At 51.3% G+C, this 24,267-nt stretch carries 21 protein-coding genes; 6 read left to right on the forward strand and 15 right to left on the reverse strand.

The window, feature by feature from the left end; all coding sequences use genetic code 11:
* The first annotated feature begins 213 nt into the window (after positions 1-213).
* Both N7E73_RS07605 and N7E73_RS07610 read left to right on the forward strand, forming a co-directional pair.
* Entirely contained in the window at positions 214-918 is a 705-nt protein-coding gene (locus tag N7E73_RS07605; RefSeq protein ID WP_432738451.1) for a FadR/GntR family transcriptional regulator, read from the forward strand.
* 1 nt (position 919) lies between these two features.
* Positions 920-2,299: a glycerate kinase type-2 family protein gene (locus tag N7E73_RS07610; protein ID WP_432738452.1), complete on the forward strand. Its 1,380-nt coding sequence runs from the start codon at positions 920-922 to the stop codon at positions 2,297-2,299.
* A 354-nt stretch (positions 2,300-2,653) separates the two neighbouring features.
* On the opposite strand, the gene N7E73_RS07615 is transcribed toward N7E73_RS07610, so the two are convergent.
* The 4 genes from N7E73_RS07615 to N7E73_RS07630 form a co-directional block, all read right to left on the reverse strand.
* Complete coding sequence (locus tag N7E73_RS07615; RefSeq protein ID WP_432738453.1) at positions 2,654-3,751, reverse strand: amidohydrolase family protein; 1,098 nt, start codon at positions 3,749-3,751, stop codon at positions 2,654-2,656.
* Between the two features lie 43 nt (positions 3,752-3,794).
* The gene (locus tag N7E73_RS07620; protein WP_432738454.1) at positions 3,795-4,226 is read right to left on the reverse strand and encodes a glycine zipper domain-containing protein; all 432 of its coding nucleotides are present in this window, start codon (positions 4,224-4,226) and stop codon (positions 3,795-3,797) included.
* Between the two features lie 278 nt (positions 4,227-4,504).
* The gene (locus N7E73_RS07625; RefSeq protein WP_432738455.1) at positions 4,505-5,311 is read right to left on the reverse strand and encodes a class I SAM-dependent methyltransferase; all 807 of its coding nucleotides are present in this window, start codon (positions 5,309-5,311) and stop codon (positions 4,505-4,507) included.
* A gap of 284 nt (positions 5,312-5,595) precedes the next feature.
* A complete protein-coding gene (locus tag N7E73_RS07630; RefSeq protein WP_432738456.1) occupies positions 5,596-6,225 on the reverse strand; it encodes a peroxiredoxin in 630 nt (209 codons plus the stop codon).
* Positions 6,226-6,467: 242 nt separating this feature from the next.
* On the opposite strand from N7E73_RS07630, the gene N7E73_RS07635 reads away from it, so the two are divergent.
* Positions 6,468-9,353, forward strand: coding sequence for an insulinase family protein (locus tag N7E73_RS07635; protein ID WP_432738457.1), 2,886 nt, complete (start codon positions 6,468-6,470; stop codon positions 9,351-9,353).
* A gap of 299 nt (positions 9,354-9,652) precedes the next feature.
* Here the strand turns inward: N7E73_RS07635 and hemW are convergent, their stop codons facing one another.
* The 5 genes from hemW to N7E73_RS07660 form a co-directional block, all read right to left on the reverse strand.
* Positions 9,653-10,852, reverse strand: a complete 1,200-nt coding sequence (hemW, locus tag N7E73_RS07640; RefSeq protein ID WP_432738458.1) for a radical SAM family heme chaperone HemW — start codon at positions 10,850-10,852, stop codon at positions 9,653-9,655.
* Between the two features lie 19 nt (positions 10,853-10,871).
* Entirely contained in the window at positions 10,872-11,708 is an 837-nt protein-coding gene (locus tag N7E73_RS07645; protein WP_432738459.1) for a universal stress protein, read from the reverse strand.
* A gap of 102 nt (positions 11,709-11,810) precedes the next feature.
* Positions 11,811-12,365, reverse strand: coding sequence for an epoxyqueuosine reductase QueH (locus N7E73_RS07650; protein WP_432738460.1), 555 nt, complete (start codon positions 12,363-12,365; stop codon positions 11,811-11,813).
* Between the two features lie 110 nt (positions 12,366-12,475).
* Entirely contained in the window at positions 12,476-13,957 is a 1,482-nt protein-coding gene (locus N7E73_RS07655; protein WP_432738461.1) for an Rne/Rng family ribonuclease, read from the reverse strand.
* A gap of 49 nt (positions 13,958-14,006) precedes the next feature.
* Positions 14,007-14,993: a radical SAM protein gene (locus N7E73_RS07660; RefSeq protein WP_432738462.1), complete on the reverse strand. Its 987-nt coding sequence runs from the start codon at positions 14,991-14,993 to the stop codon at positions 14,007-14,009.
* A 481-nt stretch (positions 14,994-15,474) separates the two neighbouring features.
* Here N7E73_RS07660 and N7E73_RS07665 point away from each other — a divergent pair, with 481 nt between their 5' ends.
* Positions 15,475-16,404 (forward strand): tRNA (adenine-N1)-methyltransferase, encoded by a 930-nt coding sequence (locus tag N7E73_RS07665; RefSeq protein WP_432738463.1) that lies wholly within the window; start codon positions 15,475-15,477, stop codon positions 16,402-16,404.
* Between the two features lie 69 nt (positions 16,405-16,473).
* On the opposite strand, the gene N7E73_RS07670 is transcribed toward N7E73_RS07665, so the two are convergent.
* From N7E73_RS07670 to N7E73_RS07695, 6 genes are all read right to left on the reverse strand, one after another.
* On the reverse strand, positions 16,474-17,328 hold the full coding sequence (locus tag N7E73_RS07670) for a Shedu anti-phage system protein SduA domain-containing protein (protein WP_432738464.1): 855 nt from the start codon (positions 17,326-17,328) through the stop codon (positions 16,474-16,476).
* Positions 17,329-17,342: 14 nt separating this feature from the next.
* Complete coding sequence (locus N7E73_RS07675; RefSeq protein ID WP_432738465.1) at positions 17,343-18,113, reverse strand: Fic family protein; 771 nt, start codon at positions 18,111-18,113, stop codon at positions 17,343-17,345.
* Between the two features lie 278 nt (positions 18,114-18,391).
* On the reverse strand, positions 18,392-19,309 hold the full coding sequence (locus N7E73_RS07680) for a caspase family protein (RefSeq protein ID WP_432738466.1): 918 nt from the start codon (positions 19,307-19,309) through the stop codon (positions 18,392-18,394).
* A 46-nt stretch (positions 19,310-19,355) separates the two neighbouring features.
* Positions 19,356-19,826: a DUF2628 domain-containing protein gene (locus tag N7E73_RS07685; protein ID WP_432738467.1), complete on the reverse strand. Its 471-nt coding sequence runs from the start codon at positions 19,824-19,826 to the stop codon at positions 19,356-19,358.
* A 159-nt stretch (positions 19,827-19,985) separates the two neighbouring features.
* Positions 19,986-20,441, reverse strand: a complete 456-nt coding sequence (locus tag N7E73_RS07690) for a DUF2628 domain-containing protein (protein ID WP_432738468.1) — start codon at positions 20,439-20,441, stop codon at positions 19,986-19,988.
* A gap of 54 nt (positions 20,442-20,495) precedes the next feature.
* A complete protein-coding gene (locus tag N7E73_RS07695; RefSeq protein ID WP_432738469.1) occupies positions 20,496-20,936 on the reverse strand; it encodes a DUF2628 domain-containing protein in 441 nt (146 codons plus the stop codon).
* Between the two features lie 216 nt (positions 20,937-21,152).
* Between N7E73_RS07695 and hisS the strand changes: the two genes are divergently transcribed.
* Entirely contained in the window at positions 21,153-22,391 is a 1,239-nt protein-coding gene (gene hisS, locus N7E73_RS07700) for a histidine--tRNA ligase (RefSeq protein WP_432738470.1), read from the forward strand.
* A gap of 19 nt (positions 22,392-22,410) precedes the next feature.
* On the forward strand, positions 22,411-24,234 hold the full coding sequence (gene aspS, locus N7E73_RS07705; protein WP_432738471.1) for an aspartate--tRNA ligase: 1,824 nt from the start codon (positions 22,411-22,413) through the stop codon (positions 24,232-24,234).
* The last annotated feature ends 33 nt before the right edge of the window (positions 24,235-24,267 follow it).

Below are 24,267 nucleotides of genomic sequence, written 5' to 3' on the forward strand. Positions count from 1 at the left end.
ACACAATACCAATAATAAGTGCACATCCTGACTAAATGATCCCAATCCTCCCTATCTCGTTCTCTTGACTAAATACACTTGCAGTTATACTGGTAGGACCAGTAGACAATATGATGTCAGACCGCAAGAGAAGAGGCTGAAAAATGTCAGTCAGCAGCCTCATATTTATTACTCAACAATTCGGCAGGTTATATTTTTTCTATAGAGATACGCATGTTCAAACCGATAAAAAAAGTCAGAGTTTCCGAAACCGCTGCCAAGCAGCTTGAGGAACTCATCAAGAATAAAACCTTTGTGGAAGGAGAACCCCTGCCATCGGAACGGCAGCTCATGCAGGAGTTGCAGGTTGGGCGAGGATCTATCCGCGAGGCTTTGCGCATACTTGAAATAAAAGGTTTTATCGAAACCCAGCCCGGTATCGGGGCTTTTGTGAAAAGCTACGAAGGGGACATTTTCAGCCCCCTTTCCTCCTGGTTGAAAGACAACAATGAAGCCCTGCGACATTTTTTTGAGGTAAGATCACTGCTTGAACCTTCCACTGCACGCATGGCAGCGGAACGCATGTCGGAGGAAGACCTTGAAGCCTTGCGGAAGAATATCGAAGAGTTCAGGAGTACGGTAGAAGATGAAGACCTGCCCCGCGCCATCCTTGTCGATGCGGAATTTCACCGCCTGATAGGCAAAGGGACAGGAAACAAAGTCCTTTCTTCGATAATGGATGTTCTTTACCGCACCATGATTGAAGGATGGAAAGCTCCTTTGAAAATCCCCGGACAGCCCTGCAAAAGCCTGCAGGAGCACACCATGATTCTTGAAGCCATAAGCGGCAAGAACGGTGACAAGGCAGCGGAACTGATGAGCAGCCACCTGAGCAGTGCTCTGAAGGCCCTCGGCGATGCCGGGTTGAGCAAGGACTAGAATGACTACTATGACTCCCGAACAACAGCATCTTGAGCAGATTTTTGCAGCAGCCCTTGAGCGGGTTGATCCCTACAGGATCATCACCAACCGCATGTCGCTTGACGGTGAGATACTGACCGTTGCTGATGACAAGGGAGATGTCAGTCTCGACCTGTGCGAATTCGACCGCATTGTTGTCATAGGAGCAGGAAAGGCCACCGCAAAAATGGCCAGGGCTGTTGAAGACATACTGGGCGACAGGATTGAATCCGGCCTGATCTCGGTTAAATACGGCCACACAGAAAAGCTTAGACGTGTAAGGATCATAGAGGCGGCTCATCCGGTACCTGATGAAAACGGAGTTCGCGCAGCAAGGGAAATCGAAGAACTGGCCTGTTCCGCCACGGACAGAACTCTGGTCATAAATCTTATTTCCGGAGGAGGATCAGCCCTGCTGCCCTGCCCCATGCACGCAGAAGTAGACGGGAAAAAGATCGAAGTAACCCTTGAGGACAAGCAGAACATGACCCGGGCCCTGCTGGCCTGTGGGGCGGACATCAGCGAGATCAACTGCATCCGCAAACATCTTTCAAACCTTAAAGGAGGACGGCTGCTGCGCTGCCTGCGTCCGGCCCGCAGCCTGAACCTGATCCTCTCCGATGTCGTCGGGGACAATCTGGACACCATCGCTTCCGGTATGACCAGCCCGGACCGCAGCACATACTGCGATGCGGTTTCCATAATCGACAGCTACAACATCAGAGACAAGGTTCCTGCCCATGTGTTCAGAGTTCTTGAACTGGGCAGAGATGGTAAACTGCTTGAAACACTCAAGCAGGATGAATTCAGTGAAGTTCGTGCGGACAACATCCTCATTGGTACCAACCGCATTGCCCTGATGGGAGCTAAATCCAAAGCCGAGGAACTCGGATACAATGTAAGGGTTCTGACCTCACGGCTTCAGGGCGAAGCCGCAGACGCAGCAGACTTTTACTGGGCAATTGCCCAGGATGAACGGGAATGGGAGCTGCTTGAGAAGAAACCGGCCTGCATAATCGCAGGCGGCGAAACGGTAGTGACCATCAAGGGTAAAGGGAAAGGCGGGCGCAATCAGGAAATGGCCCTGCAGTTCCTGAAAAAACTAGGGCAGGACGGGCAGAACGGCGAAGGAATACATTTTCTGGCCGCTTCCACCGACGGTAATGACGGTCCAACGGATGCGGCCGGAGGATTTGCCGATGCCACCGTTCTTGAAATATCCCGGCAGAAAGGTCTTTCCATTGCAGAATATTTAAAAAACAACGACTCCTACCACTTCCTTCAAATGGTAGGAGCCTTGCACAAAACAGGCCCCACCAACACTAACGTCTGCGACGTACAATTGCTGATCGTAAAATAGTGCTGGCGGGCTTTCCGCTGAAAAGGGGACCACTGCCGTCCTTCCACTTCCCCAGGCAAGTGGTCTCCCTTTCAACTTATTGGAGCAAAGCTACTCCATAGCTCCACCTGCGCAGCAGTGCAACCTATTCTAACAATTATAATCAGTGCCCACTTTTACTCATCACAATGGCACCTTCCACGCAAGAGACGCTCTCTCCTGTTCTACTTGATCATCATCCTAAATTATTTGCATATTTACACGGTCTTGCAAAAGGAAGGCATTTTCCGACCCTGCAGAACTGGATAATGAAAAAGCCGCGCTCAAAATGAGTGCGGCCTCTATACAAAACGGACATATTCAAGCACAGATCTGTCAGGACATTTTCTTGCGTACCCTTTCAGGCAGAATGGACAGGAAATTATCCTTTGCCACCCTTCTGGTCATGAGCTCAGGCAGCTCATCAAGAAGTGTGTAATATTTCCGGATATTAAACCCGTAGTTATCGTATTTTCCCACAGCATCGCTTCCGATCATAAACCGGTCGGAAAAATTATTGATCAACTTGAGCCAACAGGGCTTTACCTCATACGAGGATGCGCCGGATGTTATGTTGTCCTCATAGACTATCCATGAAATGTCGATCCACAGGTTGTCATGCCTGACCAGCAACTCTCCGAGCATATCGGTATATTTCTCAGGATCTACAGCCAGATATCGACTCAACCCAGCATGAGCCCACACAATACGGGTGTCGGGATGCTTGCTCAGCGCGTCTTCAACTTCATAGACATAAAGCGGGTTATCGAGCTTCACCCGGGATGTGCAGTTATTATGCAGAGACACGGGCAGATCCTTTTCCGCTGCCAGCTCGTAAACAGGGTCAAGGGCGACATGATTGGCCCGGGCTGTTTCGCCGTAGGTCAGGTTGGTCAGATCATCCCTGTGACCGAAGATTTCACCAACCCCTTCCCAAAGATCACCATACTGTTCAATCATGCGACGAACATGCTCTACAGCATATTTATCCGTGGGATTGAACGCACAGATGAAAGGATGGAAGCGGTAGCGTTCGCCTTCCGGCAGTGAAAGAACGCTCTGGGCAACAAAGTAGTCGGTGGCGGAATACCAGTAAGCTCGTGAGTTGTTATCAAGATAGTAGGTGGGCGCGACCGGGTCATCCTTGTCCCACTTCTTCACCAGAGGCATCCCGGAAAACATGATATGTTCAACACCGTTGGCATTCATGGCCGAAATCAGCGCCTGCGCCCCCTGGGTCTTCTGCAGGAAATCAACATAATGAAAGTGAGCATCGGCCACGGAATAGCGAGGAGAACCGGACATGAAACCCTGAACGCCCCTGCTTACCTTCCTCTCCTCAGCCTTCTTGCATCCGCTCAGGGTGAATATCCCCTGTGCGGAAACCGCCACAGCTCCGGCGGAAACCAATTTCAGAAACTTCCGTCGCTCCATGTCGTCCCTCCAGATAAACGCCGTCCCAAATCAGGTAGAGAACCTACTGCTGCAGCCTCCAGACCCCGTCTTCATCACGACAGGCCTTGGCGAGAATCTGCTCCCCTCCGTCCTCAGTGATGGTCACATCACGGCAGACCTGTCCCTGCTTCATATAGGCAGGTGAAGGCACTGCAGAGTAAGACTTGCCGGTATCAGGGTTTGTCCAGGATGATGTCTGGCCGGACTGATTCGCCTCAAGGGTCTGGGAAACCTGCTTCTCATCATATTTGTCCCATTCGTTACCGACGATGTACCCCATCAGCGCACCGATACCGGCACCGATTGCCGCACCCGATGCCTTGTTTTTAAAGGTCAACGCACCGATCGTAGCTCCTGCAAGGGCTCCGATTCCGGCACCGGACTGGGCTTTATTGGCGCAACCGGAACCGGCCAGCAGGAAACAAAAAATCAACAGCGGGATTATTCTTTTCATTTCAGACTCCTGATTTTCATATTTTTCAATCCAATAACAGAATATATACACAAGGTCATCAAGAGAACCAGTTGAACGCCCTGCACCGATCATTTGAACAAGGCAGATGAATACCGCCAGAGACCGTAAAACAGACATGTAATAATGAGAGAGGTAAAATTAAAATATTGCAGAAAACTGACCCGCGAGAAACCGGTCTCAGCCCGCTCCAAGGCTCAAAGGAAAGACATCCTTTAGCGGTAACACGGAAACATGGATCAACAATTCGGTTAAAATTATTACCGGTTCAGTTCGTTACTGTCCGGACCGCGGAAGCACTCCGGCTTCAGCTCCTTGGACTTTCTTGAAGATACGGCAGAAGGAATATTCTTCCATGCATGCAGCGGATTCAGGGGCACCCTGTTACGGAAATCAACACGGCAACCAGTGAAGGCCCCGAAATACGGGGGGTAGATAATGCCGTTCAACTGTTTCCACGGGATTCTGTTTTTCCAGCTCCACATGGGCCCGGGAAGAACCGAACGGATAGAGGCAGGGCTGTATCCGCTGCCATCCTTGATCATCCTGCGTACCTCAGAGGGTGAGAACCAGTTTGCGGAACGCAGGGTGCTGGGAGAAGCCCACGGCCACATTCTGCCGTGGGTAAAAAAATAGATGGAATGCCGATTCAGGAATCCCACCAGCAGCCCGCCTGCTGAAACCCTTGCGGCCTCGCGCAGCATGGCCTCGGGGTCTGAGCTGAATTCAAGAACGGTCCAGAGCAGGGTGAAATCGAACTCGTTGTCGTCAAAGGGCAGGCTCTCACCGTTGCACAAATACAGGGAGGCCCGATTTCCCAGCCTTTTCCGGGCAGCCTCAAGCATTACCGGCGAATGATCCACTCCGGTTATATCAAACCCACAGCCGTAAAGATGGTCAATGAATAGCCCTGTTCCGCAGCCGACCTCAAGCAGCTTGCGCTTTCTGCGCGGCCAGGCCGCGATAAGATTGTCCATGAGCCTGACTTCCTGCTCAAGGGCAAAGCGCCCCTCAGGAGTCTTGAACCACGTTTCAAATTTCTCAGCGTCAAAGCTGTCCCAGACCATAATTTCATCCTGCCGATACTCGTGAATCACCCGTTTACAGACTTATACCCTTTTAAGATAAACTGCCTGATGCGGACGGTCAAACATTTCCGTTTTTACAGGCGCACTGCACTCCGCTGATACACCAATCCGAATGTTCAGAAATCATCTCTGACAACCGGCAAAACAAGACCGCCCGGAACTGGTCGAAGTTCCGGGCGGCCTGCTGGTGTTGATGAGAGAGGAGGTGTAGTTATTATGTGTTAACGTGGGTAGACTGTAATCGTTAACGCATTTCCAAGGAATTATTCTTCGTTAAGACTTTCGTAGACCTTACCGACCAGTTTTTCGCTGGGGGTCAGGGTCTTTGCACCGGGTGTCCACTTTGCGGGGCAGGCTTCGGCAGGATGATCTTTGAGGTATACGTTGGCCTCAATCTTGCGAAGCAGTTCCTCGGCGTTCCGGCCGACATTGTAGAAGTTGACTTCCGAAGAAACCAGCACTCCGTCGGGATTGATCACAAAAGTTCCGCGCAGGGCCAGACCGGTTGCATGATCATAGACACCGAAGAAATCGGAGACCTCTCCGGTGGGGTCGGCTGCCATTTTGTATTTAACATTTGCAAGCAGGCGTTCGTCGTTTTTCCATGCAAGATGCACGAACTTGGTGTCTGTAGAGACCGAGACAACTTCGCAGCCCAGTTTTTCAAGTGCCGCATGTTTATCGGCAAGGTCAGCAAGTTCGGTCGGGCAGACAAAGGTGAAGTCCGCAGGGTAAAAGAAGAGGACCAGCCACTTACCAGCTTTACGGATTTCCTCGAAGTTTACCTCGCAGAAACCGCAGTCGCACGGATCATATGCTTCCATGGTAAAGTCAGGTACTTTTTCTCCGATAACAGCCTGGGTAATTACATCTTCATAGTGTTCGCAGCTCATTTCTATCTCCTGTCGGTTATGAATCGTTATTTTGTATTTTAGTTAGCACATTTTTCTCGTGCGTTGAATGGAGAATATGAAATTCTTTTCTGCATGTCAACGATAATCGGAATCTTTCGCATTTATTTTTTAACAGCTCAATTTTGCGGAACTTATGTCCGATGAAATGGATTAATCCCTGATTGATTTTGAAATTTTAATTCGGTATTTTGCAAGAATCACAAACTTAACGGAGACTTTGAATGACCACACTTCACGGGTTTAAAGAGATTTCACGCGAATACGTAGCCGAACTCAACGGCGAAGCTGTAATATACGAACATGAAAAGACCGGGGGACGTGTTCTTTCGGTTATCAATGCAGATGAAAACAAAACCTTCGGAATCAGCTTCCGCACTCCTCCGGAGAACAGCACCGGGCTGCCGCACATCCTTGAGCACTCGGTTCTTTGCGGATCAAAGAAATACCCGGTCAAAGAGCCGTTCGTGGAGCTGCTCAAGTGCTCCCTGCAGACTTTTCTGAACGCCATGACCTACCCGGACAAGACGGTCTACCCCGTTGCAAGTCCCAATGAACAGGACTTCCGGAATCTTGTCGGGGTGTACCTTGACGCGGTATTCTTCCCCAACCTGACACCCAACACCCTCATGCAGGAAGGCTGGCACTATGTACCGGAAGAAGACGGCACACTGAGCTACAAGGGAGTCGTCTTCAATGAAATGAAGGGGGCTTACTCCTCCCCGGACAGCCTGCTTTACGAGCACACCCAGCATTCCCTGTTCCCGGACGTAACCTACGGGCTGGACTCAGGAGGAGATCCGGAAGTGATTCCGGAACTGACCTTTGAGGAATTCATGGAATTCCACGGAAAGTATTACCACCCTTCCAACTCCTACGCATTCTTCTATGGCGATGATGATCCGGAGCACCGGCTGGTCATGCTGGCAGAATATTTTGACCAGTTTGAACGCATTGACCCCAAATCCGAGATCGGTCTCCAGACTCCCTTCACGGAACCTGTAACCGTTGTGGACAGATTCGATGCATCGGACGATTCCAGCCAGAAGGCCATGTTCACGGTCAACTTCGGTATCAACCGGCCCCGCAATTCCATGACCGATCTTGAACTGGATGTTCTTGAAGAGGTGCTCATCGGCCTGCCCTCCTCTCCCCTGCGCAAGGCCCTCAACGATTCCGGGCTTGGCGAGGATCTGGCCGGGGCCGGACTTGAGACCGAACTGCGCCAGAACTACTTTTCCACCGGGCTGAAAGGGATCAATGCCGAAGACGCACCAAAGGTTGAGGAACTGATTTTCACAACTCTCAGAGACATTGCTGCCAACGGAGTCGCCCGCGAAGACATCGACGCAGCGCTGAACACCATTGAATTCCAGTTACGCGAGAACAATACCGGTTCATACCCGCGGGGCCTTTCTGTCATGATTACCGCCATGGTCTCCTGGCTGTATGATGGTCATCCGCTGGAATACGTTCGCTACGAGGAAGCGCTTGCGGAACTTAAAGCCCGCATTGAAAACGGGGAGAAAATCCTCGAACCGCTGATCGAAGAGATCTTTCTCAACAACCCCTACCGCTCCAGCGTTCTCCTCGTTCCAGACAGCGAAGTCGGTTCCGAACGCGAAGCACGCGAAAAGGCCAAACTGGCAGAAGCCCGATCCGCCATGGATGATGCCGCCTATGAAGAGGTAGTGAAGAAGGCCGAAGAACTGCAGGCCGAGCAGGAAGCACCGGACTCACCGGAAGCGTTGGACACCATTCCGCGCCTGACGGTTGCGGACCTCGACAGGGAAGGCAAGGAGATCGTCTGCGAAGACAAGGGAGACCTCCTTTTCCACGACCTCGACACCACCGGAATCATTTATCTCGATCTGGCCTTTGATTTCGCAGGGCTTAATGAGCGGCTCATCCCCTACCTGCCCGTATTCGGGCGGGCACTGACCCAGACCGGAACCAAATCAACTGATTTCGTAACCATGACCCGACGCATGGCCGCCAAGACCGGCGGCATTTCGCCGACCACACTGGTCACTCCGGTACACGGCATGGATGAGACATGTTCCCGCTTTGTGCTGCGCGGTAAATCCACCGCTGAAAGAGCAGGCGATCTGCTGGAAATCATCTCAGAACTGCTTCTGGAGGCTTCGTTCGACAACAGGGAGCGCATCCGTCAGATCGTACTGGAATCCAAGGCCCGCAAGGAGCAGTCGCTGATCCCTTCAGGACACATCATGGCTGCAACCCGCATGAAGGCCCGTTTCAACGAGGCAGGCCTTATCAACGAACTCATGAACGGCATATCCGGACTTGAGTTCCTGCGTGAGCTGTCCGAACGTGTGGAGAATGATTTTGACTCGGTTGTTGCCGACCTTGAAGAGATCCGGGCAACCATACTCAGCCGCGCCACCCTGCTTTCAAACGTAACCATTGACGCAAAGGCTTTCGGCTCTCTCGAGCCCGGCATCAACGGAATGATCTCCGGCCTGCCTGCCGGGGAACTGAGCAGGGCCCAGCGCAACCTCCGCAAGTTCGCAGACTGCGAAGGGCTGTGCATCCCCGCACAGGTAAACTACGTAGCCAAAGGCGCAAACGTATTCGAACATGGATACGAATACTCCGGTGCGGCCCACGTCATCAGCCGCTACCTGCGGACCGGCTACCTCTGGGACAAGGTCCGGGTACAGGGCGGGGCCTACGGTTCCTTCTCCATGTTCGACCGGACCTCCGGCAGCCTGAGCTTCGTCTCTTACCGCGATCCCAACCTGACCCGCACTCTCGCCACCTATGACGCTGTAGGCGACTACCTCGCCTCTCTGGCCATGAACAGCGATGAACTGGAAAAGGCCGTTCTCGGCGGAATCGGCGAAATAGACAGCTACATGCTGCCCGACGCCAAGGGCTACACCTCCATGGTACGCCATCTCTGCCGCGAGGACGCAGCTTTCAGACAGTCCATCCGCGAACAGGTGCTTGGGTGCAGTGAAAAGGATTTCAGGAACTTCGCCAAAGCCGCACAGGCTGTTGCAAAACACGGCGATATAGTTGTTCTGGGCAGCAAAAAAGCCATGCAGGAATCCGGGCTCAACATGAAGCTGGTGGATGTTCTTTAAATAGGGCTGCCTCCGGCGGCCCTCCGGGGGCTGAGTTTGATGCGCTTTGCGCTTTTGGCAAAAGGATTTAAGAATCTCAAACCTTTTTAACAGACTTCGCCAACCTATTTGACAAATGACACAAGAGAAAAAAGCCCTGCTGAACTCGTTCAGCAGGGCTTTTTTGTATCCAAACAATTTCAAAAACAGCTTTATCAAGCTATATGCGATGCAGGCTAAAAGTTTTTGAAGGGGAGTCCAGAGGGGAAACTTTTGCAAAAGTTTCCCCTCTGGCCGCCGGAGGCATCTAAAAAAACAAACTAATCAAACGCTAGCGGCTGCAGGATGGAGTTGGACACAAGCATACCGTTCTTGGTCAGCCGCAGGAAACCGCCGCTCATGCGGATAAGTCCGTTCTTGTGCAATGCTTTGATCACGGCATTCTTTTCCTTGATCAGATCCCTGCCGGTCAGATCCTTGTAGTCGGACAGCTTCAGTCCTTTTGATGTCCGCAGGGTCAGCATCACCAGTTCCTGAGCACGGATTTCGTCGGTTAGTTCCTCGAAATCCTCACCCACGAAATTACCCCGCACCGCAGCGTCATATTCGTCCAGATATGACGGGTTGGTGAACCTGCGAGTACCGATAGTGGAAACGGCGGACGGCCCCAGTCCCAGATAATCCATCCGGTCCCAATAGCCCTGATTATGACGGGAAATAAATCCCATACGCGCAAAATTCGATATTTCGTACTGAATGTAGCCGTGAGCTTCCAGATACTCGGCTCCGTAGATAAACATGCGGGCCTGGTCATCATCAGAGGGAAGTTCAAGATCAAGACCGTCATCATAACGTTTGCCGAAAACACTGTCCGGCTCAATGCTCAGACCGTAACAGGAAATATGCTCCGGCTTGAGCTTCACAGCGGCCTTGAGTTCATTATTCCAGTCCTTGGGCTTCTGACGCGGCAGTCCCCAGATCAGGTCTATGCTTATGTTCCCGAACCCGGCCTTGCGGGCCATATAGAAGGTTTCCGCTGCCTGCCGGGCCGAGTGCGGCCTTCCCAGCGTTTCCAGATTACGGTCATCAAGGGACTGGAATCCGATACTCAGCCGGTTGATTCCCATCCCGCTCAGATGCTGGAAATATGTAGTATCGTTAGCCGAATCCGGGTTTGCCTCAAGGGTAATTTCCATGCCCTTGGTGAATGAGAAATTCTTGCGCAGGGCATCCATGATCAGTTGAAGCTGAAACGGCGGAATCAGGCTCGGAGTCCCTCCTCCGAAATAGACGGTGCCTATCCTTGGATTATTGAGCCGTTTGCCCCACAGCTCGATTTCAGCGAGAAGCGTCTTCAGATACCAGGCAAACTGGACCTGATCGAACGGTTGTGAATGAAAAGCGCAGTAATTGCACTTACGTCTGCAGAATGGGACATGGATATAGATCAGCAGGTTTCTGGACTCACTGCCGTCACCCCGCAACAGCGGAGCATTGAAAAAAGCCGGGATTAAACTCATTAAATATACCTGAAAACCTCTACCTGCTGATCCAAAGGGAGGTGCCCTCCAATCCCTGCAGCAGCTTTACACATACTGAGCGGGGAAAAAGCTTTTCCACGGCAGTCTGGTCATGAATTCCACGTCCGACCGCAACCGCTGCATAGTGTCTCTTTGCTGCATGCTGAAGAATAGCTTTGGCAACATTATCACTCTCTATGACCACTTCGCTGAGTCTGGACTCGTCAACACCGTTTCCAGTCAGATGTTCGCGGCACAGGGCAAATACATCCTCGGAAGTGACTGCGCCCATTTCCTTTGAATTCCGTACATGCAGCATGGTTATGTCGTGGTTGGGATTGTCGTTGAGCATGAATCCGACATGGTCGGCAATCCGCTGGGACGGCGGGTCCTCGTCAACACAGAGCAGCACATTCTTTTTGGGAATATCGTGGGGACATTTGCAGAACCAGAGCGGAAAATTTATATCTTCCCAGATAACCTTGCTGCCCACCCTGTAATCAAAAAATTCTTCAAGCATCGACGGGGTCTGGCGGCCGAGCACAACCGCGTCGTACATTCCCTTGTGACCTTCCTGAACAATTTCACGGGCAGTATTTCCCCGTGAATGAATGCTTTTGATCTCGATTTTGTTTTTGGAACAGAAACTGTGGTCAATAAACCACTTGCGTGCATCCTCAAGCAGTTTTTCACCCTTTGCCCGGGGGTTTCCTGAACACCAGGAGCCCTTGGGAGGCGCAACGTGAAACAATGTTATCCGAATATCACAAGGAGAATGAAAGAAATCCTTTATGAACCTTACCGCATATGAAGACGCGCCATCAGCGCATACACCCACCATCAAATGCTTTTCCATACCCACCTGCCTGTTGTTGAAGCATATGTATATCCATCAGGAATTCATGGCTTATAAATGCAACCATGTATTACAATAGCGGGTAAGAAATATTAAAACAAGCTAAGATTTATCCAGTTCTTTTGCGTACCTTTCATTTTCGCTGAAGAGGCATCCGCAGTACTGCTGCCGGTAAATGCCCATGTCTTTGGAGCGCTCGATTCCGTCGTTCCATCCTTCACGAAAATCATAGTAGTAGAATTCGCATTTACCGGTCCCGGCCATGTCCCGGCCCAATTCCGCTATCCTGTTATGCTGCTGGAACTTGCTGTAAAGGAGTGTAGTGGTAAAAAAATCAAAGCCGCCCCGCTTTGCCAGAGATAACGTCCGCTCCAACCTATCCGCATAGCAGTGGAAACAACGGTTTTCCTCACGGAATGCCACGTTGCGGAACCAGCGTTTGGAATCATATTCGTCCTGCCGGCCGATAACTTTCACCCCCATGCGGGCACAGACTTCAAGAAAACCGTCACGGCGGCGCACATATTCCTGCAGGGGATGGATGTTGGGATTATAAAAAAAAGCGGAAACCTCGAAACCCTGATCACGCAGGATGTCGATGGTGGTGATGGAACAGGGCCCGCAACAGCCATGCATCAATATTCGTCTGGAATCCATTTCAACAGAACTCTCGCGCCGCTACAGGCGCAGCAAAGCCGGTTCAAAAAAACTGAGCCCGGAGAAAGACTGTTATACAGTTTTCCGCCGGGCTCAGAGACAAAGTACTACTATACAGCCCACTGAATCTCGATGTTGATCTTGGTATCGAACATCTTTTCGTAGCTGATGATGGCATCGCGCTTATGATTGAGCAGGTACAGGGCCAGTTCCTCCTCCGCCTCATAAATCAGGGGAGAGGCACATCCGGGCCTGCGCAGCATGCGGTAAATATCCTTGAGGGCCTGCATGGCCTGCCACTCCATATTGCGACGGATACCTGTTCCCTCGCAGCAGGGACATGCTTCCGAAGAAACGGCAATAGCCGAAGAACCCAGACGCTGACGCACCAGTTCCATCAGCCCGAAGCGGGAGATTCGTCCTACATCGGTACGGGCCCGGTCCCCTTTCAGGGCGGCGCGCATGGTCTTTTCCACTTCGCGGCAATGCTTGGGGTCCTTCATTTCAATGAAGTCGATGACCACCTGACCGCCGAGGTCACGCAGCTTGAGCTGACGGGCAATCATCTCCGCGCTTTCCTTGTTGGTCTTGAGCGCCATTTCCTTGAAGTTGCGTTCGCCGCCGATCTTGCCGGAGTTGATGTCGATGGCTGTCAGGGCCTCGGTCTGGTCGAAAACGAGACGGCCGCCGGAAGGCAGGTTGACCTCGCGTCCGTAGATCTGCTCAATCTGCTTCACCAGGTTGAACCGTTCCCACAGGGATTTATCGGTGTCGCTGTGCAGCTTGACCAGATTATTGCGCCGGGGGAAAGACAGGGCTGCAAGCTTCTTGACCTGCTCTGCTGTTTCCTTGTCGTCCACCCAGATTTCGGTCACATCCGAAGACAGGTAGTCGCGCACTGAACGGGCGGCGAGGCTCATCTCTTCGTAAACCGGAGACGGTGGCTTGATATCCTGTCCTTTCTCACGGATGTCGTTCCAGAGTCTGGTCAGGAACTTGAAATCGCGACGCAGGGCGGACTTGCTCTGCCCCTTGCTGGCAGTACGGACGATTACACCGACACCTGGACCGGGGCTGACTTCGTCGATTACTTCCTTGAGGCGCTGACGTTCCTTCTCGTCTTCGATCTTGCGGGAAATACCGATCTGTTCGCGCCCGGGAGTCAGCACAAAATAGCGACCCGGAAGTGACAGGTAGGACGAAAGAAAAGCTCCCTTCTTGCCGGTAGGTTCCTTTACAACCTGAACAAAAATTTCCTGTCCGGGCTTTAACACCTTCTGCAGAAGAGGAAAACGGTGTCCTTTCTTGAGGGTATATGTGCCCTGGTAGTACTCGGGGTGAACTTCATCAACCTGCAGGAAACCGTTTCTTTCTGCACCGTAGTTGATGAAGGCCGCCTGAAGCGCGGCATCAATATTGTGGATGTAACCTTTGTAGATGTTACCTTTGGTCTTGGCCTGATGGAGCATTTCAACGTAATACTCGATAACCTGGCCTTCCTGAGTAAGCGCGACTTCCACCTGTTCTCCGGGAAGCACGCTGATGAACATTTTTTCTTTTTTCTTTTTTCCTGCTGCTATTTCTGTTGTCATATTCCAATCCAAGGAAAAGTTTGAGTTTTCCCGGATTCAACAGCTCAAATCATGTATCGTCGCCAAGCCTGCAATCGTAATAAAATTCATCACCTGTCTGCCTGACGTGCAGTCTGCCGTTTTTTTCCAGCTTCTTGAGGGCCAGATCCACTTCACCAAGTGTAATCTCGAGTGCCCCGGCGAGCTGTTGCGCTGTTTGCGGCCTGCGCATGAGAGAAGCCTGAATCCGGTCAAAGGCATCGGATTTATCCGCCTGCACACGGGCGGGATTATCCGTGCCGCTCCTTTCCTTCACTCCGGTCTCCTGACCGCAATCCCTGTTCTTAAAGGGCGCGGCATCAAGAACCTTTTTCCAGTGGCCAAGGGTCGCGGAATCAACCGGACCGGCCTTATCCAGAGTACCGGGTCGTGAAAGTGTGACCACATCAACGCGGTCGGGACCAAGTTCAGCGCTGAATTCCTTCATTTTCTGAAGGTTCTCGTCTGAATCATTGTATCCCCTTGAAAGGAGCACTTCCAGAAAGATCTTACCTTTGAACTCCTTGCGGAATTCAATCAGAGCCCGGGCAATGGCAAGGGGATCAGTCCCTTTGCACGGCCTGTTAATGGCCCTGAATTCCGAAGCGATCAGGGAGTCCATGGATGGAAGCACCACATCGGCCTCCAGCAGTTCCCTTCTCACTTCAGGGTCCGTCATCGTGGATGCGTTGGTAAGCACGGCCACGTTCATTGACGGGAAAAGTTTTTTTACGCCCCGAATTATTTCGGGCATGTCAGAATTAAGGGTGGGTTCTCCGAGTCCCCCCAACGTGATAAAATCGGGCAACAGATGCCCTTCGCCCTTCCATTGCTCCAGTTCCTGCAGAATCTCTGCGGCGGGTACATAAGCTTTTCGCTCTGAGGTCAGAATGTCGGTCTTCCCTACTTCACAGTAGACACAGTCCATGGAACAGACCCTGCTGCCGAGTAGATCCAGACCGAGAGAGCGGCCTATCCTGCCGGAAAAAACCGGCCCGAAGACATACTTGTAACCCATAACCGCCTCATCAAGAAGCAAAAAATCTATTTAAACGAACAATACAGTAAATACTCTGCCCGCACACGCAAAAAAAAGCAAACCACAACCGGCACTATTTCACTCTGTAGACACATTTAGTATTCTGGTAGGTGGCTTGATATTCTCCGCGCTTTTGAAAAACCCGTATAAAACTACGGGAGCGCAAAGAGCCCCCGCCCTGAATCCCCTTCAGTTGTCCGGAGAAAGAGCGGTCCGCCATTCCATTGAAATTCCAACTGTGATTGTTGCGGGAGATGTGTAATGATAGCTGTGCGAAGAACGACCCCGGTCAAACCGGACAGTATGCACTTATTCTCAAATGTCAAAAAACTCAAGCAGTATATACTGTGCCATGCGGGTTTCAGCATCGAAGCACGGCCGCTCAGGCCTCATTTTACATTGACTTTGTGCGCTATCGTCCGTAATCGGGGCGTGATATTCTATCAGGAGGAACGTCTGAATGCTTAAAGCTGGACAACTTATATTGCTGGTAAACCCCAAGGGCAAGCGCTACCTGCGCATGCTCAAAGCCGGGGAAGAAATACATACACATGACGGAATGCTTCTTACGGACAACATTGCCGCTGCCGGATACGGAAAGGTAGTTGAAACCCACCTCGGACACAAATACCAGATTCTGAAACCGACCATATACGATGTAATCAAGGGCCTCAAACGCCAGACCCAGATCATGTACCCCAAGGAAATCGGGTACCTGCTGCTCAAGCTCGGCATCGGCCCCGGCACAAGGGTTGTCGAATCCGGTTCCGGTTCCGGCGGCCTGACCACCGCTCTCGCCTATTATGTAGGCGAAACCGGAAAGGTCTACACCCATGAGAAACGCCCGGAATTCTACAAGCTGGTTCGCAGCAACCTTGAATGGGCAGGACTTGAAGACCGCGTTGAACAGTTCAACCTCAACATCGAGGACGGCTTTCTTGCCAGCGACTGCGACGCCCTGTTTCTTGACGTCCCCAACCCGTGGGAATACCTGCACCACATCCCCAAGGCCGTAATCCCCGGAGCCATGTGCGGATTCCTGCTGCCCACCACCAATCAGGTCAGCGATCTTTTAAAGGCCATGGAAGAGCTGCCCTTCGAAGAAATCGAAGTATGTGAAATCCTCGTGCGCAACTACAAGCCCGTTGCCGAGCGTCTGCGTCCCGAAGACCGCATGGTCGCCCACACCGGCTACCTCGTTTTTGCCCGCAACATGCACGGCTGTGAAATGAGCGTGGAAGCACCCAAGAAAAAGCGTGAGAACCGCGGCAAGCCTGCGGCAGACAAGTATCATGTTGAAAGAAAGGACATGATCCACGCGAAGCAGGAAACTCCTGACACTGAAGAGCAGGACTTCGAAACTCCAGCAGATGAGGAAAGCGCAGAATAGCGTTTCCTTTTGCGGATTGTTGATCGTTGATGCTAAAAGCCGGCCCTCCGATGCGGAGGGCCGGCTTTTTTAATCATCCCACAATGGTTGCCTTTTGCTTATGTGGGAAAACAGAATAGAGTCTTCTCTCCGAGCTTTCTTTCCCTCAATCAGAAGCAAATTTCCCTCTTCCCATTGACTAACCTCATACCCTCCCCTCTTTAATTGATCCTTTTGCTCTGAACTTAAAACCAATGAATCTGGGCCAATCGCCGAAAAAATAGACCGAGGATGTTTATGCATATATTTAAATGCGAACTGACAACCTGAAATCTTTAATACATTAGCTACACAGTGCACATCATTTTCATACAATCCGAGGACTCTATCATATGTATATATATTAATCCTTGTTTCATTTATCAAATTACATAAGTACTTCATTCTGCCAGTTGTTAAGTTCTTATTTTTAGATCTGCCTATTATCAATTCATATGAAAAACTGACCGGGAGATGTTCAACGTTACAACCAACTATTAGAGGTCTTAATTTCTTAATGATGGTCGAACGGTTTTCATCAATATACATTTGCCAGCTTCTTACTTGATCGATAGCAGCATTAAATTGAGCTGTCGGAGATGCAGTCGCTGTCTTTTTATTAAAAATATCTTTATCAGGGTTTTCTAGTTCAACAAGAACAACCCTCAACTCTCCTGAGCTCTTTGTTAAATAAATGTAATCTGTTACCAACTCAGACCCTAACGGGAATTTTGAAATTATGACATCAAACAAAAGCAAGTGATGTAATCGGCTTGGGGTTGGTATCATTCTAGGATTTTGTTCTAAATAATCCTGAACACACTGTTCTTTTTGTCTCCCACAAGGAGCAGGGGAATCAAGAATAGCTAAAAAATCATTTGTAAGCTGTGTTTGTACTTTATTCATTGTAATTCAACCTCTCAAGAGTCCACCCGCACCAAAACCCCATCCAGACTCTTCAGAACATACCCCGCAATCAATTCGACAAAATCCCCTTTGTCGTCCTCAAGATTGCATTTTTCCAACGCGTTGTAATAGGCCAGACGACTATCGGTATCCCCGGCGATATTTACGACAAGATAGCCGCGCTGCATGAGCAGAAGGTTCATGACCAAGCGTGCAGTGCGCCCGTTTCCGTCGATGAAAGGGTGAATGGTTGCAATCCGCTCATGAACTTCAGCGGCAAGTATGACCGGATGCAGCACAGACTCTTTCTCAGCAAACCACGCTACCAGTTGTTCCATAAGCACCGGAACCTGCCATGGCTGCGGCGGAATGTGCCTGCTGCCTGAAATTGCCACCGGGACACTGCGATACCTCCCGGCGTTCTCTCGATCTATGCCCTGCAGAATTATCGCATGGATGTCTTTGACTATCTTTTCGGAAAAGACCGTCCCAGCTTCGGACAACTCGCGGATGTACTGAATGGCTTCGTAATGGTTGACCGCCTCCAGATGCTCTTTCAATGACTTGCCGCCGATAGTCAGCCCCTTGTTGATGACCAGATCGGTTTCACGCAAAGTCAGGGTATTACCTTCAATTCGGTTGCTGTCGTACGTATATTCGATATTCAAGGCTTCAGTTATCCGGGAGCTGACCCTGTCCCGACATTCATCAAGGCGGGCCTTACGAGAGTCTATATCCTTAAGCAGCGACTGAAGGGTCGTTGATTTGCTGTAGTCTGCGGTCATTTCCATACTCCTTCAACCCAAAGTATTTATTTCGCCCTTAACCGTCAATCAGGCAGCATAAAACAAAAAAACCCCGGCACAACCGCACCGGGGCATTTTTTCATCAAAACCAACAGAAATGATACGACCCGCCCCACTATCAGGGATTCCAAAGACCCATTAGCCGTTAGGCGCGAAGCTTTGCTTCTAGTCTTACGGATATGGAGAGCAGAGACGGCTTAGCCCTTCTGGTTCCGCCGAAGGCCTCTTCATTTCCAAAAGCGCGAAGCGCATCAACTTTAGTTCAACAGACTGTCCATGGCCTGCTGGCTCTTGGACTTCTGAGGCTTGGGCCGGGGGGCCGGTGCCGGGGTCGGAGCAGGAGCAGACTGCTGTTGACTTGCAGCAGGAGCGCTTGACGCCTGCGACGAAGAAGAACCTGAAGCTCCCTTACCGGCGAAATAGAAATCACCTACCAGCGAGGAGGATTCCCACGGAACCTGCTTCTTGTTGGTATCACGCATCACACCACGACGAACCTGCTTGAAAAACGTCTCGATGGTCATGCCTTTTTTATCCATATTATTGATCATATTGGTCACATACGGACTATTGTTGCCACTTCCATCCAAGGCAACATTGCCGGGTGCAGTTGCAAATGCGATGAAGGAGCCGGTGGGAGCATCCATCTGGGCAAGACCGCTGCGCATGGAGCGGAAACTGCGCTTGAACGGGTTGTTGCGACAGGCATCAAGTATGACTATATTCATACGGTTTCCGGCGTCTTCCATCTTGGCAAGCACCTTGCCGGCATCTACCGCCTCATACTGTACGTCGGACTGTCCCTGAATGGACATGTACAGCGGGCAAAGGTAGTTGATACCGTCCACCTGCAGACCATGACCGGAGAAATAAAACAGGCCGACTTCATAGCCACGGAGCTTTTCTCCGAACTCATCAATGGCCCGCCCCATTGTGGCGCGGTCAGCGTTCTTGACCAACATAACATCGAAACCGGCGTTCTTCAGTGACCGGTTCATAGCGTCGACATCGTTGACCGGATTCTTGAGTGCGCCCAGATTTTTATACGCAGAGTTACCGATCAGCAGGGCCAGCCGTTTCTGTTCGGCCCGGCTGTCTGTTGCGCAAAGAAGCAGCACGGCGACTGCTGCCACAAGAAATGTGGATAAGATTCTGCCGTTAAAAAATATTCGCATAATGCCCCCTTTAAAAGTGCATAAACTTACTGAGTCCATACTCCCCTTATAACATAACTTGCTGGAAGGACACAATGAAAGCCCCTCCGAAAAGAACGGTCATGAAGAATATCCAGATAGGCTGCAGGAAAAAGCAGAGCAACCCGACAATCTTCACCCATCCGTGCACGCCCCCGGCATGCTGCAGGGCAATGGACGCCCCACCAACAGGGGTGGTTGCCTTGATGGCGCCGATCTTTGCAGTTGAATCGCGGTAGTACAAATAATAAGCGCTCATGCCGTAGCCGAGCTGGGCGATCAATCCGCCGAAGGGCAGAAAGCCGACCAGAAACGTGACTGCGGCCCAAAAATACATCCTGCGGTAAAGAAACCACCAGAACCCGAACAGAAATGCGGGCCAGTGCCATGTAACCGTGAACCCGTCTCTCAGGGTCTGGAATTTGGCGAAGTTGAAAATATACTTGTCGGCATTTGGACCGATGTATTCGACATAGTCGTCAGTAGTGATCATGTGCATGTTTTGCTCCGAACTGAAAAAACTTATACGGATATTTCATTTCTTCCGATACGGAAACAATAGTGGGTTAACCCCTGTCTGTAAATTGCATTTAAGGCCACCGTGAGTGTTATAGGAAGACTCTCCCCATAACCGACACCAAATTACCTGCTAAGAGCATCAATTCCTCAGGAGGGGAAGACACATCGGGACGACAACACTCAGAAACAAGAGCGAATAGAACAAAGCTACAGGGACTATTCCCGCCAGCTTGGCCCAAGGATGAACACCCCCTGCCAGAGCCAGCATTTTGTCCTGAATATCTGGAGAATAACTGTCTTCAACCTTCTCGCTCTTTTCCAGAAAATCTCTGTAGTACAGATAATTACCAGCCAAGCCGCAACCGATCATCAAAGGAATTGCCAGATACGGGATAACACCGGCAGCAAGGGAGACCATCGCCCAGACATACATTTTCCGATACAGAAACCACACCGGGCCGAAGAAAAATGCACACCAGTTCCAAGTAGACCTGAATCTACCATGATTGGCAGCGAACTGCCTAAACATACTGCGGTAATAATAATATTCTGGCCCGATGAACATTCTGCCCTTTGATACGATCACTGAATCCACAACAACTCCTTTATGCGACTTCCGTTGATAGGCATGACCATTAACGCAGCAAAATTAACCAGATACAAGGCCTGCCGATTTCATAACAAAGACTGTACCTATAATTAGGTAGACAACGGCCGCAGCAATAACCCACTTATTTACCCCTCCCTGCCTTTGCAGAAGAATACCCAGCCGATCAGGATCTGCGTAGTTCTTGATTCCAAGAATTTTTACCCTGCACTCACGGTAATAAAGGTAGTGGGCACAAAGTCCGCTGGCTATCATGGCCGGAAAAGCTGCGTATGGAACCCAGCTGAAGAGAAAGGATACTAAAGCCCACACATACATTTTCCGGTACATAAACCACAACGGCCCGACAAAGAACGCCGGCCAATGCCATGTCGCGGCAAATCCTCCGCCGAGCAGCTCGAATTTCTCAAAACGCTGATAATATTTGGCTGCGTTTTCACCCATAAAGGCATAATAATCTCTGTACTCAATTTTAGTTTCCATCAATTCTCCCGACCAGTTACTCTGCGATAAAATTACAGCGATTATCTATGCAATACTGTTAAAAATATATCAACAACATATCAAGCAAGTGCCAGCCCTTATGGCTTTCTTTGACATTCATATGATAATGGACTAACGAAATTTGGTTCCACGCTCCGAACCGGGACGGACCTGACCTGTTAATTTTCTCCCGGAAATCCGCAAAGAGAAGATATTATGGCAAAAATACAAAAAATCAAAGGCGTTGCCGATTTATTCCCCGAGGATAGTGCACGCTATGCTTTTATGGAGAAGGCCGCACGCGAAACCTTTACCAGCTACGGTTTCGGAGAACTGAGGGTACCCATCCTTGAAAAGACCGAACTTTTCTGCCGTTCCATCGGCGAAGAAACCGACGTCGTCCAGAAGGAAATGTACACCTTCCCCGACCGCAAGGGCCGTTCCCTGACCATGCGGCCTGAAGCAACAGCCGGTATTGTCCGCGCATACGTGGAAAACAAGATTCACCAGCCGGGCAAGGTCAGCAAATATTTCACCTTCGGCCCCATGTTCAGGTATGAAAGGCCGCAGGCCGGACGCATGCGCCAGTTCCACCAGATCGACGCGGAAATATTCGGGGCTGCCGAACCTCAGGCGGATGCTGAAGTTCTGCTCATGCTTTCCGCATTCCTGAGCGGAATCGGTCTTGAAAAGCTTTCTTTTGAACTGAACTCCCTTGGGTGCCCTGAATGCCGCCCCCAATATAATCAGACTCTTAAAGATTTCCTGAACGCCCTCGACAGAAGCGAACTCTGCGAGGACTGCCAGCGGCGCATGGACACCAACCCCCTGCGCGTGCTGGACTGCAAAAGCAAAAACTGCAAGGCTCTCACCAAAGATGCACCGGCCCTGCCCGACCATCTCTGCGGTGAATGCCGTGACCACTTCAACACCGTGATCGCCCTGATCAGTGAAGCCGGGCTTGAGTACACACTCAATCCCCGTCTGGTAAGAGGATTGGACTACTATCAGCGTACCGCTTTTGAAGTCACCTCCGGGGATATCGGAGCCCAGACAGCTGTTGCCGGCGGTGGACGCTATGACGGACTGGTCGAAAACCTCGGCGGGCCCAAGAGCGTGCCGGCCATCGGCTTTGCCTGCGGCATGGAACGTCTGGCCCTGCTGCTTGAAGGCGAATTCGAAACAGCTAACGACTTCTACGTGGCTCTCGTTGACGAGAGGGCAGCCAAGGATGCCCTGATCTTCGCTGAGAAGCTGCGTAGAAACGGACAAAAGGGTGAAGTTGCCTTCTCCGCCAGGAGCATGAAGGCAGAACTCCGCCATGCCAACAGGATCAATGCACAGAAGTGTTTCATCTTCGGTGCCGATGAATTCGAAAACGGAACGGTCACTGTCAAGGACATGGCCGAAGACGGGGAACAGGTGACTGTGACCCGCAATGAATATTTCAAATAATACCGGGAGAGACTAAATTATGGCTGCACAGATTGAAGAACGCGATTATGACGAGTACCGGGTGATCCAGCCCCTGGCCGGATGGAAGCGTACCCACAACTGCAACACCCTTACCGCCGCCAACCTCGGCGAAAAGGTTCTGCTTATGGGCTGGGTACAGTTCCGTCGTGACCACGGCGGTCTCATTTTCATCGACCTGCGTGACCGCGAAGGCCTTACTCAGGTTGTTTTCAGCCCCGAGCACAACGAAATGGCCCATGAGCGTGCCCACGCCATCCGCACTGAATACGTTGTCGCAATCAAGGGTGAAGTACGCGAGCGGCCCGACGGCATGCGCAATACCAACCTCAAGACCGGCGAAATCGAAATCGTGGTTGACGAGTGGAAGCTGCTCAACACTTCCGAGACTCCGCCGTTCCCCATTGAGGACCGCATCGAAGCTTCCGAAATGCTGCGCCTCAAGTACCGTTTTCTGGATCTGCGCCGCCCCAGCCTTGCCAAGAACTTCATCCTGCGCAACAAGGCCGCCCAGTCCGTACGCCGCTATCTCGACGGCCTCGGCTTCCTCGAAGTGGAGACTCCGGTCCTGACCAAGTCCACTCCTGAAGGTGCTCGCGACTTTCTGGTCCCCAGCCGCATGAACAACGGTGAATTCTACGCTCTGCCGCAGTCTCCGCAGCTCTTCAAGCAGATGCTCATGGTTTCCGGCCTCGACCGCTATTTCCAGATCGTCAAATGTTTCCGCGATGAAGACCTCCGCGCCGACCGTCAGCCCGAGTTCACCCAGATCGATATCGAGATGAGCTTCGTTGACGAAGAGCAGGTCATGGGCATGGCGGAAGAAATGGTTCGCACTGTTTTCCGCGAAACCATCGAGACCGAACTTCCTGCCGCATTCCCCCGTATGACCTATAACGACGCCATGCGCGACTACGGCTGCGACAAGCCTGACGTTCGTTTCGAACTCAAGCTCCAGGAAGCATCCGACATTTTCCGCGGTTCCGACTTCAAGGTATTCGGTCAGGCTGAACTCGTTAAGGTTCTGCGCGTACCTGCCGGTGCTGAACTCTCCCGCAAGGAAATCGACGATTACACCAAGTTCGTTGAAATCTACGGTTCCAAGGGACTGGCCTGGATCAAGGTCAAGGAAGACGGCGAATGGCAGTCTCCCATCGTCAAATTCTTCAGCGAAGCCGAATGTGCCAAGCTGAAAGAACTCACCGGCTGCGTGCCCGGCGATATTCTCTTCTTCCAGGCCGGTGCTGCTGACATCGTCAACGCAGCTCTTGCCGCACTGCGCCTCAAGCTCGGTGAACGTTTCGGCCTCATCGACGAGTCCGTGTTCGCGCCCCTGTGGGTTACCGACTTCCCGCTGCTTGAATACAACCCGGAAGAAAAACGCTACGTTGCCCGTCACCATCCCTTCACCTCCCCGCAGGAAGGCCAGATTGACGAGCTGGACGAAAAACCCGACGATGCCCTTGCCCGCGCCTACGACCTGGTGCTCAACGGCTACGAAGTTGGTGGTGGGTCCATCCGTATCCACACTCCGGGAATGCAGCAGAAAATGTTTGCCGCTCTCGGCATTAACGAAGAAGAAGCTCGCGCCAAATTCGGATTCCTTATGGATGCCCTGAAATTCGGCGCACCGCCGCACGGTGGTATTGCATTCGGTCTGGACAGACTTATTATGATCCTGTGCGGAGCAAAATCCATCAGAGACGTAATCGCCTTCCCCAAAACCCAGAAGGCAACCTGTCTCATGACCGAAGCTCCCTCAGAGGTATCTGCAACCCAGCTCCGTGAACTGGGCATCAGAGTCCGCGAAAAGAAAGAAGCTTAATCATTGCATATTACTGGGCAGGCCTTCGGCTAT

Source organism: Maridesulfovibrio sp. FT414 (genome assembly GCF_050916235.1).
Lineage (GTDB): Bacteria > Desulfobacterota > Desulfovibrionia > Desulfovibrionales > Desulfovibrionaceae > Maridesulfovibrio.